This is a genomic window from Delftia sp. WSY_10 (genome assembly GCF_043104705.1).
Lineage (GTDB): Bacteria > Pseudomonadota > Gammaproteobacteria > Burkholderiales > Burkholderiaceae_C > Comamonas > Comamonas tsuruhatensis.
In genome coordinates this window covers 13,789-29,789 of record NZ_JBICKY010000035.1, presented here as the reverse complement: position 1 = coordinate 29,789, position 16,001 = coordinate 13,789, and the positions used below count along the sequence as shown (strand labels likewise).

General features: G+C 69.8%; 13 protein-coding genes. 7 read left to right on the top strand and 6 right to left on the bottom strand.

The window, feature by feature from the left end; translation table 11 throughout:
- Positions 1-5: 5 nt before the first annotated feature.
- Together ACF8ML_RS15840 and ACF8ML_RS15835 are read left to right on the top strand one after the other, a co-directional pair.
- Positions 6-902: an alpha/beta fold hydrolase gene (locus ACF8ML_RS15840; RefSeq protein WP_016447052.1), complete on the top strand. Its 897-nt coding sequence runs from the start codon at positions 6-8 to the stop codon at positions 900-902.
- A 2-nt stretch (positions 903-904) separates the two neighbouring features.
- Positions 905-1,885, top strand: coding sequence for an alpha/beta hydrolase (locus tag ACF8ML_RS15835; protein ID WP_392407380.1), 981 nt, complete (start codon positions 905-907; stop codon positions 1,883-1,885).
- Positions 1,886-1,902: 17 nt separating this feature from the next.
- Here the strand turns inward: ACF8ML_RS15835 and ACF8ML_RS15830 are convergent, their stop codons facing one another.
- The 3 genes from ACF8ML_RS15830 to ACF8ML_RS15820 all read right to left on the bottom strand — a co-directional run bounded on the left by ACF8ML_RS15830 (position 1,903) and on the right by ACF8ML_RS15820 (position 4,128).
- Positions 1,903-2,112 carry a DUF4287 domain-containing protein gene (locus ACF8ML_RS15830; protein WP_013802290.1) on the bottom strand — a complete coding sequence of 70 codons (210 nt, stop codon included), beginning with the start codon at positions 2,110-2,112 and terminating at the stop codon, positions 1,903-1,905.
- Positions 2,113-2,184: 72 nt separating this feature from the next.
- Complete coding sequence (locus tag ACF8ML_RS15825; RefSeq protein ID WP_392407379.1) at positions 2,185-3,096, bottom strand: bestrophin family protein; 912 nt, start codon at positions 3,094-3,096, stop codon at positions 2,185-2,187.
- A 129-nt stretch (positions 3,097-3,225) separates the two neighbouring features.
- Positions 3,226-4,128, bottom strand: a complete 903-nt coding sequence (locus ACF8ML_RS15820) for a nitroreductase family protein (protein WP_392407377.1) — start codon at positions 4,126-4,128, stop codon at positions 3,226-3,228.
- 275 nt (positions 4,129-4,403) lie between these two features.
- Here ACF8ML_RS15820 and ACF8ML_RS15815 point away from each other — a divergent pair, with 275 nt between their 5' ends.
- The 4 genes from ACF8ML_RS15815 (at position 4,404) to ACF8ML_RS15800 (ending at position 10,548) form a co-directional block, all read left to right on the top strand.
- Complete coding sequence (locus tag ACF8ML_RS15815) at positions 4,404-4,820, top strand: hypothetical protein (RefSeq protein ID WP_012205745.1); 417 nt, start codon at positions 4,404-4,406, stop codon at positions 4,818-4,820.
- 102 nt (positions 4,821-4,922) lie between these two features.
- Positions 4,923-6,086: an efflux RND transporter periplasmic adaptor subunit gene (locus ACF8ML_RS15810; protein ID WP_392407375.1), complete on the top strand. Its 1,164-nt coding sequence runs from the start codon at positions 4,923-4,925 to the stop codon at positions 6,084-6,086.
- Positions 6,086-9,202 (top strand): efflux RND transporter permease subunit, encoded by a 3,117-nt coding sequence (locus ACF8ML_RS15805; protein ID WP_392407374.1) that lies wholly within the window; start codon positions 6,086-6,088, stop codon positions 9,200-9,202. Before ACF8ML_RS15810 ends, ACF8ML_RS15805 begins: the two co-directional genes overlap by 1 nt.
- 77 nt (positions 9,203-9,279) lie before the next feature.
- Positions 9,280-10,548 (top strand): TolC family protein, encoded by a 1,269-nt coding sequence (locus ACF8ML_RS15800; protein ID WP_392407373.1) that lies wholly within the window; start codon positions 9,280-9,282, stop codon positions 10,546-10,548.
- Positions 10,549-10,577: 29 nt separating this feature from the next.
- On the opposite strand, the gene ACF8ML_RS15795 is transcribed toward ACF8ML_RS15800, so the two are convergent.
- Positions 10,578-11,480, bottom strand: coding sequence for a LysR family transcriptional regulator (locus ACF8ML_RS15795; protein ID WP_392407372.1), 903 nt, complete (start codon positions 11,478-11,480; stop codon positions 10,578-10,580).
- Between the two features lie 75 nt (positions 11,481-11,555).
- Between ACF8ML_RS15795 and ACF8ML_RS15790 the strand changes: the two genes are divergently transcribed.
- Positions 11,556-12,512: a DMT family transporter gene (locus ACF8ML_RS15790; RefSeq protein ID WP_392407371.1), complete on the top strand. Its 957-nt coding sequence runs from the start codon at positions 11,556-11,558 to the stop codon at positions 12,510-12,512.
- Positions 12,513-12,553: 41 nt separating this feature from the next.
- Here ACF8ML_RS15790 and ACF8ML_RS15785 read toward each other — a convergent pair whose 3' ends face one another.
- Positions 12,554-14,149 carry a bifunctional aspartate transaminase/aspartate 4-decarboxylase gene (locus ACF8ML_RS15785; protein ID WP_016447046.1) on the bottom strand — a complete coding sequence of 532 codons (1,596 nt, stop codon included), beginning with the start codon at positions 14,147-14,149 and terminating at the stop codon, positions 12,554-12,556.
- A 54-nt stretch (positions 14,150-14,203) separates the two neighbouring features.
- The gene (gene aspT / locus ACF8ML_RS15780) at positions 14,204-15,895 is read right to left on the bottom strand and encodes an aspartate-alanine antiporter (RefSeq protein WP_174538894.1); all 1,692 of its coding nucleotides are present in this window, start codon (positions 15,893-15,895) and stop codon (positions 14,204-14,206) included.
- Positions 15,896-16,001: the final 106 nt, after the last annotated feature.

The following is a 16,001-nucleotide window of genomic DNA, read 5'->3' as shown; positions in this document are numbered from 1 at the left end:
CAACAATGAACGCCTTCACATCGAACGCCCTGCGCAAGCAGGAAGACCAGGCCTGCGGGTTCTCGCACGACTACGTGCGCATCGACGGCCGCCGCATCCACTGCATCACGGCCGGGCAGGGTGCGCCCGTACTGCTGATCCCGGGCTGGCCCCAGACCTGGTATGCCTGGCGCCACGTCATGCAGGCACTGGCGGCGCAGGGCTTCCAGGCCATTGCCGTCGATCCGCCGGGCACGGGCTTTTCGGACCGGCCCGACACCGGCTACGACACGGGCTCCATTGCGCTGACCCTGCACCGCACCATGCTGGCGCTGGGCCATGAGCGCTACCAGGTCGCCGGCCACGACGTGGGCATGTGGGTGGCCTATGCACTGGCCAGCGACCAGCCGCAGGCCGTGCAGTCCCTGGCGCTGACCGAGGCCGTGATCCCTGGCCTGGCGCCCGAGCCCAGCATCTTTGCGCCGCCCGAGCAGAACATTTTCCTGTGGCACTTCATGTTCAACCAGCTGGCCGATCTGCCCGAGACCCTGATCGCGGGGCGCGAGCGTGCCTACCTGGAATTCATGTTCAACCGCTGGTCGCTGCGGCGCGACCGCGTGGCCGTGGACGTCTATGTCGATGCCTATGCGGCGCCCGGTGGCCTGCGCGGCGGCTTTGCCTACTACCGCGCCATTCCCGAAACCATCCGCCAGAACCGCGAGCGTGCGCTGCGCCCGCTGGCCATGCCCGTGCTGGCCATTGGCGCCGAGCACGCCACGGCCGATGCGCCGCTGGCCACGCTGCGCGGCCATGCCGATGACCTGTCGGGCGTGATCGTGCCGGGCTGCGGCCACTTCATCATGGAGGAGGCTGCCGAGCCCTTCATCGCCGAGCTGCTGCCCTTCCTGCAAAGGACGCTGTGACCATGGGCCTGGACGCTGACATTGCGCGCTATCTCGCCGAGCTGGCGCAGGCAACCCAGGCCGTGGCCCCGCCCACGCAGCCCACGCTGGCGGCGCTGCGCGAGGCCACCGACGCCGGGCTGCGCGCCCTGCATGGCCCGGCCGAGGCCGTGGCCCGTACCGAAGACTTCACGCTGCCCGCGCGCGACGGTGCGCCGCTGCGCGTGCGCATCTACCGGCCGCTGGCCTCGGACACACCCACGCCCCAGCCCGCCCTGGTCTTCGCCCACGGCGGCGGCTGGTGCCTGGGTTCGCTGGAGGTCTACGACAACCCCTGCCGCGCATTGGCCGCGGCAACGGGCGCCGTCGTGGTCTCGGTGGACTACCGGCTGGCGCCCGAGCACCGCTTTCCCGTGCCGTTGCATGACTTCTGCGATGCCATTGCCTGGACCTTTGAGCAGGCCGATGCGCTGGGGCTGGATCGCAGGCGCATCGGCGTGGCCGGAGACAGCGCGGGCGGCAACCTCGCGGCCGCCGCCTGCCTGCTGGCGCAGGAAAAGCAAGGCTGGGGAGCGGCGGGCGCACCGGCCATCGCCCACCAGCTGCTGCTGTACCCGGCACTGGACGCGGCCATGGATTCGCCGTCGTTCCAGCAGTTCGGCGAGGGCCACTACCTCACGCGTGCGGCCATGGAGTACTGCTATGGCGCGTACCTGGGCGATGCGGCACCGGGGCGGCAAGAACTTGTCTCTCCGCTGCGTGCGGAACACCTGGCAGGCCTGCCGCCTGCCACGGTGATCAGCTGCGAATACGACCCGCTGCGCGACGAGGCCGAAGCCTATGCGCTGCGGCTGGCGCAGGCTGGTGTGGCGGTGCAGGCCGTGCGCCTGCCCGGCATGGTGCACGCCTGCATGCACATGCTGGGTCTGGCGCCGGCATCACGCCGCCTATTTGACGAAGCGGGTGCCGCCGTGCGCCAGGCTTTCGGCACGGCCATCGGCTGAGGGTTGCTGGCTGCAGGTCAGGCCTGCGCCAGGAACACGGCCACCAGCGCATTCGCATGGCCGTGCCCCATCTGGTGCTGGGCCTTGAGCCAGCCCACCAGTTCCATGTGCTTGCGGGTGTCCTGCTGCTGCAGCAGATCCATCCAGTGCGCAATCGGCTGGCCGTAGGTCTTCTCGATGGAAGGGAAATACGAGGCCGGTCCCTTGACCTTGCTTGTCTCCGTCATGGCGCCTGTCCTTTTTCTGTGATGCGGGTGGGCAGATTGTGCCGCTGGCGCCGTCCGGGCCGGCAGGCAGGGTCAGGTCAGGAACAGCACATCCTTGTGCTGCGGCGCAGGCGGCAGCACCTCGCCGGTCAGCTCGCGCAGCGTGGCCTCGATCATCTGCGACATGGCGTCCAGCGCCAGGTCGTTGGGCGCCGTGCCGAAGGGCTCCTCCAGCTCGGCGCCCAGTGCCTCCAGCGCGAAGAAGGTGTAGGCGATGAAGGCCACGATCACCGGCGTCATGAAGCCGATGGAATCCACCAGGCCGAAGGGCAGCAGCAGGCAGTACAGGTAGATGGTGCGATGGATGATCACCGCGTAGGTGAAGGGAATCGGCGTGCCCGCAATGCGTTCGCAGCCGCCCAGCGCCTCGCCCAGCTTGCACAGGGGCGCCTCCATGGCGGGCACCAGCACCGGCTGCAGGCTGCCGTCTTGGCGGCGTGCCTGCAGCCATTCGCCGGCCATGAGCAGCAGCACGGCAGGCTTTAAGCGCGCCGTGGCCAGGCGCTCGCAGTCGGCGGCGGGCAGCAGGCGGCGCATGTCGGCCGCGGCATCGGTGCCGCGCAACTGGTGGCGCAGCGCATGCACGAAGGCCGCCAGCACCATGGCCAGGGCCGGGGCGTGCTGCGGTGCATCCGTCAAGGTCCGGGCCTGGCGCACCAGGGAGCGCGTCTCGTTGAGCAGGGTGCCCCACAGCGTGCGCGCCTCCCAATAGCGCGCATAGCTGGTGCTGTTGCGAAAGCCCAGGAAGATGGCCAGCGTCAGCCCGATCAGCGAAAACGGGACGAAGTTCAGCGGCACCTTCCAGGCGAACAGCTGGCCGTGCAGGGCCGTGACCAGCACGGCGAACAGGGTGGCGGCCATCAGCTGGGGCAGGATGTCGGGCAGCACCGAGCCGCGCAGCACGAAGAGCATGCGCAGCCAGTGGGGGCGGGGCCGGATGATCATGAAAGCTTGTTCCGTGATGGAAAAGAGGGCGCAAGAGGGGGCAAGAGGGCGCAGCAGCCCCGCAACTCTAACCGCCCCGCGCAGTCAGTGCGCCACCTGTGCGCCACCCTGCACGCGCTGGCTGCGGCTTCAAAGATCGCTGCCGTGGCTGTCGTGGTTGCCGTCTGGCTGGAGAAGGGTCTGTGCCGTGACCGCTGCTGCCTGCTCCGCCTGCCATGCCGTGCGCATGGAAGAGGGCGCCACCGTTGCGCGCGGGGATGGCTGGCTGGTGATGGAGCCCAGGCTGATGAAGCCGGCCAGATGCTCGCCCTCGCGCAAACCCAGCGCTGAATGCAGGGCCGGGTCAAAACAGCGCTCGCCACTGAGCACGATGGCACCAAAGCCCAAATGGTGGGCGGCGTTGAGGAGGTTGCCCAGGGCCGCGCCCGCAGCCAGCCATTGCTCACGCACCGGCACGCGCGAGCGCGGCCGGGGCGAGATGATGAAGGCGATCAGCGCCGGGGCGCGCGTTGCATGCTCGCGCGCACGGCGGATATCGTCGGCCGGGGCCAGCGGGTCGCGGCGCAGTTTTTCCTGCTCGAACAGGCAGGCCAAGGCCTCGCGCTGGTGGGCGGGAAACTCCAGAACCCGCCAGGGGTGCAAGGCACCGTGGTCCGGAGCGCATAGCGCCGCCTCGATCATCAGGACCATGTCGCCGCTGTCCGGACCCGGCATGGCCAGCCGCCTGGGCGAGACGGAGCGCCGCGCCAGCAGGGGCGCCAGGCCCGCCCGCTTGCGCGTGTCGGCAAAGCAGTGCTTGAGTGCATCCACCGCCTGGGCGAACTGCCGTGCCCAGGCCAGCACCTGTTCGCCTTCCTGCGTGAACCCCTGGAAGGGCCGGCCCGCACGCACCAGCGCGTGGCCGAACTCCGCCTCGGCCGAGCGTATGGCCTGGGCCAGCGCGTTGTCGGAGATGCCGCAGGCCTGCGCTGCGCGCGCCCAGTCACGCTCGCGGTCCAGGGCCAGCAGATGGGGGATGTATTTTTGCGTCAAGTCGGTTCTCCAGCACAGCCCGGCGGACTCCGGCGGGCTCCGAGGGGGCGAAGTGCTCCATGAATGGCTTCGTTATATCCGAAAAAATACAATGAAATCCGTCACTCCAGCTTGAACCGAGGCCTGGTGCGGCTTGCGGGCCTGCCGCGATGGCGGGGGCTTGCTTTGGTATGTGACAGGTGAATGTGCCCTTGCCGAACTGCGGGATTGAACCGATTGCGCAGGCACCGGCACTACAATCCCCGGCCATGTTGCATGCCATCCGGAGCCTATCCATGCGGAGCGCCTTGCTGCTGCTCATCATGGTGGCGCAGCTGCTGATACCGCTGCTGCACAGCCATTTCGGCACTCCGAACCAGGCCGGCCTGCACATCCACGCGGCGCCGTCGCGCGTGGCCGACTCGCATTTCCACCTGTTCGTGGCCCACGGCTCCTTCACCGATGTGGATGAAGACCATGTCGAGCCTTTCGAGGTCGATGTGCAGGACGCCATACAGCCGCTGGACCTGCTGCCCATGCCTTTGCTGGCCGTGGTCGGCCTGGTCTTGCTCACCCTGGGCCTGCGTGCCGCTCGCATGCGCTGCATTGCGCCCCGGCCCGCCCTGCCGCTGCAGCCCATGCGCCTGAGTCCGCGCTGGCGCGGGCGCGTGATACGGCCTTCCCCCGCCCAGGCACCGCCCCTGGCTTCCTGACCTCCCCGGCCTGGTTCACAGGCCCGCCTCAGTCCTTCTTCGCCCGCGCGCAGCGAACCGCCTGCGCGTGGACGGCGTTCGTCTTTTTTCCCGGAGTCAGGAATGATGTTTTCCCCATGGCTGCTGGCCGGCGCACTTGCGCTGCCAGCCGTCGGCATGGCCACCCAGGCCCAGGCCGCACCCGCAAGCCCGGCCAACCCCCCGTCCGCATCCGCATCCGCACCCACATCCGGATCTGCACCCACGCCCACATCCGTTGCCTTGTCCGCCGAACAGGCACAGGCGCTGGGCGTGCGTTTCGAACCCATTCAGGCGGCACAGCGCATCGAGGTCTCGGCCCACGCGCGCGTCGTGCTGCGGCCCGATGCCCAGGCCGTGGTGGCCGCCCCCTATGCGGGCGCGGTGCCGCGCGTGCTCGTGGCCCTGGGCCAGACGGTGCGCACCGGCCAGCCGGTGGCGGTGTTCACCAGCCCGCAGCTGTATGAGGCGCGGCGCGCGCTGCTGGAGGCCGAGTCCCAGTCGCGCCTGGCACGCCAGGCCCTGGCGCGCGACCAGGCGCTGCATGAGGACGGCATCATCGCCGCCAGCCGCTGGCAGGCCACGCAGGCCCGCGCCGCCGAGGCCGCGGCCATGGCCCAGGCGCGGCGCGCCGAACTGGCCGCCAGCGGCCTGCAGTTCGTGGGCAACGAGGTGCACCTGGTGGCGCCCCGCGCAGGCCTGGTGACCGAGGTGCTGGCGGTGCCGGGCGCGCGTGTGGAGGCCTCGGCGCCGCTGCTGCGCGTGGCCGACCCCAAGGCGCTGGAACTGGACCTGCTGCTGGGCCGCGAGGTACCGCTGCCCGGCGTGGGCGACCGCGTTCAGGTGGCGGCGCGCGGTGCGCAGGGCAGGGTGGCTGGCATGGCCCCGGTCGGTGATGGATCGGCCGGCATGCGGGTACGCGTTGCGCTGGAACGCGCTGGCGACCTGCGCGTGGGCGAAAGCGTGACCGCGTCGCTGGCCCTGGCTGGTGCGGACGCCGGGCCTTCCGGCGGATCTGCTGGTGGCTCTGGCGGTGCACGCCTGCGCGTACCCGCTGCGGCGCTGGCGCATTGGAACAACCGCACCGGCGTCTTTGTCGCCACCGGGCAGGGGGCGCGCTTCATGCCGCTGTCCGTGGAGGCCAGCGACGAGGCCACGGCCGTGGTGCGCGGCACGCTGCCGCCCAAGGCGCGCATTGCCGTGACGGGCATTGCCGCGCTCAAGGGCCTGCTGGGCGGGGGTGAGTGATGCTGGCGCGCCTCATCGATTTTTCGCTGCGCCAGCGCGCGCTGGTGCTGATGGCCGCCTGCGCGCTGGCCCTGGCCGGTGCCTGGGCCTATGTGCACCTGCCCATCGATGCCTTCCCCGACATCTCGCCCACCCAGGTCAAGGTGATCCTGAAGGTGCCCGGCATGACGCCCGAGGAGGTGGAGCAGCGCGTCTCCACGCCTGTCGAGCAGGAATTGCTGGGCCTGCCGCACAAGACCATGGTTCGCTCGGTGTCCAAGTACGGCATCAGCGACGTGACCGTGGATTTCAGCGAAGGCACGGACGTGTACTGGGCGCGCCAGCAGGTTTCCGAGCGGCTGGCCGGCCTGCAGCGCGAGCTGCCCGCCACGGCCGAAGGCGGGCTTGCCCCCATCACCACGCCGCTGGGCGAGATGTTCATGTTCACCATCGACGGTGAGCAATGGTCTCTGGCCGAGCGCCGCCATGTGCTGGACTGGGTGATTCGCCCTGCGCTGCGCACCGTGGCCGGCGTGGCCGACGTGAATGCCCTGGGCGGCATGGTGCGCGGCTACGAGGTGATCCCCGACCCGGCCCGGCTGCGGGCGCGCGGCGTGACGCTGGACCAGCTGCGCCAGGCGCTGGAGGCCAACAACCGCAACGACGGCGCAGGCCGGCTGGACCGCGGGGAAGAGCACTGGGTGGTGCGCGTGGAAGGCGGCGTGCGCGGGCTGGACGACCTGCGCGCCATTGTCGTGGCGCCCGCCCATGAGGGGCGCGTTGCCGCCACCGTGGGCGATGTGGCCACCGTGCGCCTGGGCGAAGCCACGCGCAACGGCGCCGTCAGCCGCGACGGGCGTGGCGAAGCCGTGCAGGGCCTGGTGCTGGGACTGCGCGGGGTGGATGCGCGCAGCCTGGTGGACGCCGTGCAGGCGCGGCTGGACGAACTGGCTCCCCGGCTGCCCAAGGGCATGAGCACCCAGGTCTTCTACAACCGGGGCGACCTGGTCTCGCGCGCGGCGGGCACCGTGGTGCGCGCCCTGGTCGAGGCCAGCGTGCTGGTGCTGGTCACGCTCTACCTGTTCCTGGGCGGGCTGCGGGCGGCCCTGGTGGTGGCGGCCACGCTGCCGCTGTCCATGCTGGCCACCTTCCTGCTGATGCGCCATGCGGGCCTGACGGCCAACCTGATGAGCCTGGGCGGCCTGGCCATCGCCCTGGGCATGCTGGTGGATGCTGCGGTGGTGGTGGTGGAGAACATAGAGACCGCGCTGGCGAATGAGTCTGCGGGCGCAACGGCCATCGAAACGGCAGGCAGCGCCCCGCCGCAGGACCGGGCCGTGCTGATCCGCCAGGCGGTCTCGGCGGTCTCCGTGCCCATGTTGGCCGGCGTGTCCATCATTGCCATCGTGTTCCTGCCGCTGCTCACGCTGCAGGGGCTGGAGGGCAAGCTGTTCGCGCCCGTGGCGCTGACCATCGTGCTGGCGCTGGGGGCCTCGGTGCTCATCGCCTTCACCGTGGTGCCTGCGCTGGCCTCGCTGCTGCTGCGCTCGCATGGCGGCGATGAACCCTGGCTGATGCGGCGCGTGGCCCGGGGCTTCGAGCGGATGCAGCGCTGGAGCCTGGCCCACCGGCCTGCGGTCTTCGGCATTGCCGGGGCATCGCTGGCCGGGGCAGCCGTGCTCTACCTGTCCGTGGGCAAGACCTTCATGCCCACCATGGATGAGGGCGACATGATCGTGCAGCTGCAAAAGACGCCCTCCATCTCGCTGGCCGCTTCGCTGGACATGGACGGGCGCGTGCAGCGCGCGCTGCTGGAGCAGGTGCCCGAGATCCGCTCCATCGTCGCGCGCACGGGCTCGGACGATCTGGGCCTGGACCCCATGGGCCTGAACGAGACCGATACCTTCCTGGTGCTGCGCCCGCGCGAGGAGTGGCGCGGCAGCAAGGAAGACATCGCCGAGGCCATACGCCACGTCATGCAGGGCTTTCCGGGGCTCATCTACGGCTTCACCCAGCCCATAGAAATGCGCGTCTCCGAAATGCTGACCGGCACGCGCGGCGACGTGGCCATCAAGATCTTCGATCCCGACCTGGCGCGGCTGGACACAGCCGCCCAGGCCGTGGCCGCGCGCATGCGCGCGGTGGCCGGGGCCTCCGAAGTCATCGCGCCCAGCAACAGCGGCGTGCAATACCTGCAGGTGGCGCTCAACCGCGCGGCGCTGGGCCAGTCCGGGCTCAGTGGCGATGGCCTGCAGGCGCAACTGCGCGCCCTGGTGGAAGGCGAGCGCATTGGCATCGTGCCCGAAGGCGTGGCGCGCACGCCGCTCATCCTGCGCGGCGGCACGGCGCTGCGCCAGTCGCCCGAAGGCCTGGCCGGGCTGCTGGTGACGGCGGCGGACGGCAGCAGCTGGCCATTGACCTCCCTGGCCACGCTGGCGGCCCGCGACGGCCCCGTGCGCGTGGACCACGAAAACGGCGCACGCTTCGCCGTGGTGCAGGTCAACGTCGAAGGGCGCGACCTGGCCAGCTTTGTGCGAGATGCCCAGGCGGCCGTCGCCGGTGATGCCGGCCTCAAGGACATGCGCATCGTCTGGGGCGGCCAGTTCGAGAACCAGCAGCGCGCCGCCGCACGGCTGGCGCTGGTGGTGCCGCTGGCGCTGGGCGCCATCTTCGTGCTGCTGGTGCTGACCTTCCGCTCGCCCAGGCAGGCGCTGCTGGTCATTGCCAACATCCCGTTCGCGCTGGTGGGCGGCATGGCGGCGCTGAGTGCGGCGGGCGAGTACCTGTCGGTGCCTGCCTCCGTGGGCTTCATCGCGCTGCTGGGCATTGCGGTGCTCAACGGCGTGGTCCTGGTATCGCACTTCAACAACCTGCTGGCTGCGGGCCAGCCCCTGTCCCAGGTGGTGCGGCACGGCGTGCGCGACCGGCTGCGGCCCGTGCTGATGACGGCCTGCATCACCGCGCTGGGCATGGTGCCGCTGCTGCTGGCCAGCGGGCCGGGCTCGGAGATCCAGCGGCCGCTGGCCATCGTGGTGGCGGGCGGGCTGGTCAGTTCCACGGCGCTGACCCTGCTTCTGCTGCCCTTGCTGTTCGAACGCTTCGGCCTGCCGCGCCGCCAGAGGAAGGCCCGGCCATGAACGCCACCCGCACCCACACCACTTCCCCCCACTGCAGGGCGCAAGGCCTTGCCGGACTCTCTTTCAGGAACATGCCCATGAAACCCCTGCTGCATGCCTGGGCCGCTGCCTTGCTGTGTGCCTGCGCTGTCCAGGCCCAGGCCCAAAGCCATCTGCCGCCCGAGGCCGCCGTGCGCGAGGCCGTAGCCCGCTCTCCTGCCGTGCAGGCTGCCGACGCCGCGCAACGCGGCGCTGCGGCGCGCGCCCAGGCCCTGCGCGCCGGCCCGCATGAAACCGTGGTGCGTGCCAGCGGCCAGCGCCGCTGGGTGCACGACGGCTCGGGCCAGCGCTTTACCGAAGGGCAGATCGCCATCGAGCGCCCGCTGCGCCTGGGCGGCAAGGCCGAGTCCGATGCGCAGCTTGCCGAAGCGACCCAGGCCGCATCGCGCGTGGCGGCCCAGGATGTACGGCACGAAGCCGCACGCCAGTTGCTGGCGCTGTGGTTTGCCGCACAGCGCGCAGGCCAGGCGCAGCAGACCGCCCGGGACAATGCCGACGCTGCCGCCGAACTGGCCCGCGTCACCGAACGCCGGCTGCGCGCAGGCGATGCCGCCAGGCTGGACGCCGAACTGGCCGCCGCCGAGCACGCGCGCATGCAGGCCGCGCTGGCAACGGCCCAGGCCGCGTACCAGGCGGCCCAGGCCGACCTGCAGGCACGGTTTCCGGGCCTGGAGGCTGCCCGGGCGAAGGAGGGGGAGGCTGCGCCACCGCTGCTGGATCTGCCACCGCTGCCCGATCTGCCACCGCAGCCACCGGCCCAGCTGCGCCTGCGCTACATAGAGCACAGCCACGAATACCTGCTGGCCCAGGCCGAGGAAACCCTGGCCCTGCGCCAGGCCCGCCGTACCGATCTGGAGCGCCGGCCCGACCCTACCGTGGGCGTGTTCGCCACCAGTGAGCGAGGGGGCAGCGAGCGCATTGCGGGCGTCAGCCTGTCCGTGCCCCTGGGCTCGGTGCACCGCCAGGCCCAGGCAGACCAGGCCCTGGCCGATGCCGACGCCGCGCTGTCCCGCCGCCTGGCGGCCGAGCGCCGCCTGGGCGCGGAGTTCGACGTGCTCTGGAGCCTGCTGGCCGGCAAGCGCGCCGCCGCCCAGGCCCAGGCCCGCGCCGCCACGCTGCAGCAGGGCGCCGCCGACCGCGCACTGCGCGCCTACCGCGCCGGTGAATCGGGCCTGACCGAACTGCTGGCCGTGCGCCGCACCCTGGCCGAAGCGCTGCTGGCCGAACGCCTGGCCCGCAGCGAGGCGCTGGAGGGCGACAGCCGCCTGCGGCTGGATCTGCATGAGCTGTGGGATTTTGATGACTGAGTGGGCGAGCAGAAGCCGCTGCGGATTTCTCAGGCAACTCCAGACTTGCTCTGCGCCTGGCCCAGCGTCGCAATCAACTGCTCGTACATGGCATCCACGGCCGCCGAGCCCTGCGAGGCCTTGCTGCGCAGGGCCGACACTTGCATGGACACCAGCGGCGGCAGCTCGAAGCCGGCCGGCAGGTTCTGCAGCACCTGCAGGTGCGGGGGCACGCTGCAGCGCGTGAACACCGCCACGGCCAGGCCGCTTTCCACGGCGGCCAGCTGGCCGGCAAGGCTGGAGCTGTGATAGACCACGCGGTGCGCGCGCCGCTGGGCCGCCAGGCTGGACAGCGCGGCCGTGCGCGCCAGGCTGGCGGCCTCGTAGACGGCAATCGGCAGGGGATTCTTCCTCCACACCTCGTGCTGCGGCGCGCCCACCCAGACCAGGGGCTCGTGGAACAGCAGGCGCCCGCGCTGGGGCCTGTCGCGTGAGACCAGGGCCAGGTCCAGCGTGCCGCGCACCACCTGCGGGATGAGTGCGGTGGACTGCTCGCAGGTCAGCTCGATCTCCACGCCCTGGTAGCGGCCTGCAAAGCTGCGCAGCACGGGCGTCAGATAGGTGGATGCGTAGTCGTCCGGCACGCCCAGCCGCACGCGCCCGGACAGGTCGGGGCCGAACAGGGCCTGCTGCGCCTGGGCCTGCAGCTCCAGCATGCGACGCGCATAGCCCAGCAGTTCCGCGCCTGCGGGCGTGAGCTGCAGATGGCGCGGGCCGCGCAGCAGCACGGGCCGGCCCAGGGTGGTCTCCAGCTTCTTGATCTGCATGCTCACGGCGGCCTGTGATCGGTGCAGCAGCGGCGCGGCAGCCGAGAGCGAGCCCGCATCCACCACGGCCACCAGGGCACGCAGCCAGTCGATCTGCAGGTCGGGGTGGTTCACGGCACGCTCCATTGATTCGAATATCGAATACTAAACCTGCAAACTATTTGCTTTACGAGAATTTCCTGCCACGAGACGATCGTGGCCATGCAAGACAGAACCCATTCGTTACAGGCCGCATCCGTAGCCTCCACCGCGCCCGCTCCCGCTCCCGCGCCCGCACAAGCCGCTCCCACAGCGAAGGAGACACGCGGCCAGTGGCTGATGATCGCGGGCGGCGTGCTGCTGGGCACCGTGGGCGTATTTGTGGAAGAGGCCCGCCAGCACCCGTTGGTCACCGTGCTGTTTCGCTGCGCCTTCGGTGCCCTGGCGCTGCTGGCCTGGGGGCTGGCCACGGGCCGCGTGCGGGAGTTGCGCGTGCGCGGCAGGAGCTGGCCGGTGGTGGCGGCCACCGGCGTCCTCATGGTGCTGAACTGGGCGCTGTTCTTTGCGGCCATACCGCGCACCTCCATTGGCGTGGCCACCATCGTGTTCCATATTCAGCCCGTATGGATCATGCTCTTTGGCACCCTGGTGCTGCGCGAGGCCGTGGCGCCACGGCAGGTGGTGGCCATGCTGGCGGCGTTGCTGGGACTGGTGTTGACCACGGGGCTGCTGGGTGGCGATGCGGCGGCCTGGGGACCGGACCATGTGTCCGGGCTGCTCATGTGCCTGGCCGGCTCGCTGTGCTATGCGGCCGTGACCATCCTGGCCAAGACCGAGAAGGTGGTCACGCCGTTTGCGCTGGCCTGGTGGCAATGCGCGATCGGCACCGTGCTGCTGCTGTGGGTGCCGCTGGTTCATGGCTGGCCGCAGGCGCCGTCATCCTGGGCCTGGCTGGCAGGGCTGGGTGTGCTGCACACGGGCCTGGCCTACGCCATTCTCTTTGCGGGAATGGCCCGCCTCACGCTGGGCCGCATCGCCGTGCTGCAGTACGTCTATCCGTTGACGGCCATCGTGCTGGACTGGGCCGTCTACGGGCGTGCGCTGGACGCCGTGCAACTGGCCGGTGTGGGCCTGATGGCCGGGGCGCTGCTGGTGGTCAAGGCCCGACAGCTGCGATGAGCCGTGCGGGCGATGAGCCGTGCGGGCCTTGTGCGCAGGGCCTACTCCTTGCCCAGCGCCTTGTACTGTTCGTACAGCTCGTCGGCCAGCCGGCGCAGGGCGCGGCCTATGGCGGCGTACTCGTACTCGTTGAGGTTGGCCAGCGAGGCACGGCCGGAAGGCCGGTCGGACCCGAAGCCACGGCCTGGCAGCAGCACGATGCCGGTCTCATCGGCCACGCGGAACAGCATGTCGCCCGTGGACGACTGCTGCACGGCCCATTGCGAGAAGGCCTCGCCGTAGAGCCGGCAGGTCACGTTCTGCAGGTCGATCAGCGTGTAGTAGTTGACCGAGTTGGGATTTTCCAGCGGGGGCATGCCCAGCTCGCGGTACAGCGTGGCCTCGCGGCGGCGGATCAGCTGCTTGAGGGCCTGCTTGTAGGCGTCCGCTTCATCCATGAGCGCAAACAGCGAGAACAGCACCATCTGCACCTGCTGCGGCGTGGACAGGCCGGCCGTGTGGTTCAGCGCCACCACGCGGCTGTCGGCCACCAAGCGGTCGATGAACTTGAGCGAGCGCACATCGGGCAGCAGCGAGCGGTAGCGGTGGTCCAGCGCCTTCTTGGCGGACTCGGGCAACTGCGCCAGCGCATGGTCGAACACGTTGTCCTTGTGCGCAGCGATCACGCCCAGGCGCCAGCCCGTGGCCCCGAAATACTTGGAGAACGAGTACACCAGCAGCGTGTTCCGGGGGCATACCGAGAACAGGGACTGGAATTCATCGGCAAAGGTGCCGTAGACATCGTCGGTGAGGATCAGCAGGTCGGGCCGCTGCTCGGCCACGATGGCGCGCACGCGGTCCAGGCTGCGCTGGTCCATCTTCACGGACGGCGGGTTGCTGGGGTTCACGCAGAAGAAGATCTTGACATCCGGGTCCTTGAGCTTGTCCAGCTCGGCGTCGGAGTACTGCCAGCCGTTGTCGGGGTCGGCGTGGATGGGCACTTCCTTGAGGTCGTACTGGGCCAGTTCGGGAATCTCGATATACGGCGTGAACACCGGCATGCCGATGGCCACCTTGTCGCCGGCCTTGAGCAGGCCGCTGATGCGCAGGCTCTCGAAGATATAGGCCATGGCCGCCGTGCCGCCCTCGACCGCGAACAGGTCCACCGACTCGGGCGGCACGGCGCCGCCTGCCATCTCGCGCACGATGTACTGGCGCACGATCTGCTCGCTCACGGTGAGCATGCGCGGCGGCACGGGGTAGTTGCAGCCCAGGATGCCGTCCACCATCTCGTGCAGGAAGGCGGCGGGGTCCAGCCCCAGCTGGTCGCGCACATAGCTCAGCGACTTGCCCAGGAACTTGACGCCCTCCTGGTCGCGGTGCTCGGCGATGAAGCGCTCGAAGCGCCCCTCGATGCCGTCGAGCTTGGCCAGCCCGCCCACGCCCACCGTCATGTAGGAGTACGACAGCTCCGACTCCGCCGCCGCGAACAGCCCCAGCCGGAAGAACGCCCGGCGCGGCGTGGTCGCCAGGAAGTTGGGATTGCCGCGCCCCGCATTGAGCATGAGGCGGTTGGCCTTGCCCGAGGCCACCTTGATCAGTTCGTCCTTGAGTTCGAACGGGCTCAAATTCGCCAGACTCCGATAATCCTTGCTCATTGCGCAGCTCCTTGTGATGGTCCTTGGTGGTCCTTGGGGATAGATCCGGGGTGTTCAGGCAAAGGCAATGACCAGCGGCCCCAGCAATGTGAGGAACACATTGGCCAGCGCATAGGTGATCGCGAACGGTGCCGTGGGAATCGAGTTGCCGGCCTTGTCCAGAATCTCGCCAAACGCCGGGTTGGCGCTGCGCGCCCCCGACAGCGAGCCCGCGAACACGGCCACGTTGTCATAGCGCAGCACGTACTTGCCGAACAGCATGGCGATCAGCAGCGGCACGATGGTCACCACCACGCCCAGCAGGAACAGCGTCAGGCCCTGCTGCATCACCGTGGTCACGGCCTGCTGGCCCGACTGCAGGCCCACCATGGCCACGAAGCCGGCCAGGCCCAGGTCGCGCAGCAGCGTGGAGGCGGCCGTGGGCATGTTGCCGAAAGTGTGCTTGCGGCTGCGCCACCAGCCGAACAGCAGGCCCGCCAGCAGGGCGCCGCCGCCGCTGCCCAGCGTGATGGGAATGGAGCCCAGGCGCAGCACCAGCAGCCCGATCAGCAGGCCCACCGTGATGCCCAGGCCGTGGAAGACAAAGTCCGTCTTGTCGCTGGGAACGATGATGGGGCCCACCGACTGCGCAGCCTTCTGCACATCCTGCGGCGTGCCGAACAGCGTCACCACATCGCCCGGCATGACCATGGTGGCCGGCGCAATCGGCACCGGCGTGCCCGCGCGCATCAGCGCCACTGCGTACACGCCGTGCTTGAACTCCTGCGACAGGCTGTCCAGGATGTCCTTCACGCTGCGGTTCAGGTACTGGTTGTTGGAGATGGCCACGTCGCGCCGCACCATCACCACGTCCATACCCTCGGCACCCTGCAGCTCCTCGCCCACCGAGGCGCCCAGCGCCACCACGGCCGCACGCCGGCCCACCAGCAAGATGATGTCGCCGGCCTCCAGCGCCAGGCTGCCGTCCACGCCCACCATCGCGTTCCTGCGCTGTATGCGCTCCACCGTCACCGTGCCGCCGTTGGCGGTGGCGCTGGCCTCCAGCTCCGCCACGGTGCGGCCCGCCTGGCCCACGCGGAAAATGCGGCCCACCAGATCCGGCACGGCCGGTGACTCGCCGGTTCCGTACACGCGCACGCCCTTGAGCAGCTCCTGCTCGGCCTGGATCGCGTCCTCGCGGATCTTGCGGCCCGTCAGCCACTGCAGCACGTTCACGCACATGATGATGGCGCCGAAGGAGCCGAAGATATAGGTCACCGCATAGCCGATGGCCACATTGGCCTGCATGCGCTGCACCTCGCCGGGCGCCAGCCCCAGCTTCTCGATGGCCGAGCCCGCCGTGCCGATGATGGCCGACTGCGTCAGCCCGCCAGCGGCCAGCCCCGCCGCCAGCCCCTTGTCCAGATGGAACACCCGCGCGATCACCACCACCGTGACCAGCCCCGACACGGCCACCACCAGGGCCATCAGGATCTCCTTGACCGATTGCCGACCCAGCGAGCGGAAGAACTGCGGCCCGCTCTCGAAGCCCACGGCATAGATGAACAGCGCGAACAGCACCGCCTTGATGCCCGAATCAATGGTCACCCCCACCTGGCTGATCAGCACCGCCGCCAGCAGCGACCCCGCCACGCCCCCCAGCTGGAACGACCCGAACCTGAACTTGCCCACCCAGTAACCGAGCGCCAAGGCCGCAAACAGCGCGATTTCCGGAGCCTGATGAAAGATGCTTCTGAGAAAGTCCACAGCCACCTCTGCTTCTGGGTTGAGGTCCACGGCGGCGCAAGGCAACGGAAGCTGCTGCCCCGGGAGGGCAGGGGGCATTGCGTGCGCGTGGACTGGGAAACGGCGA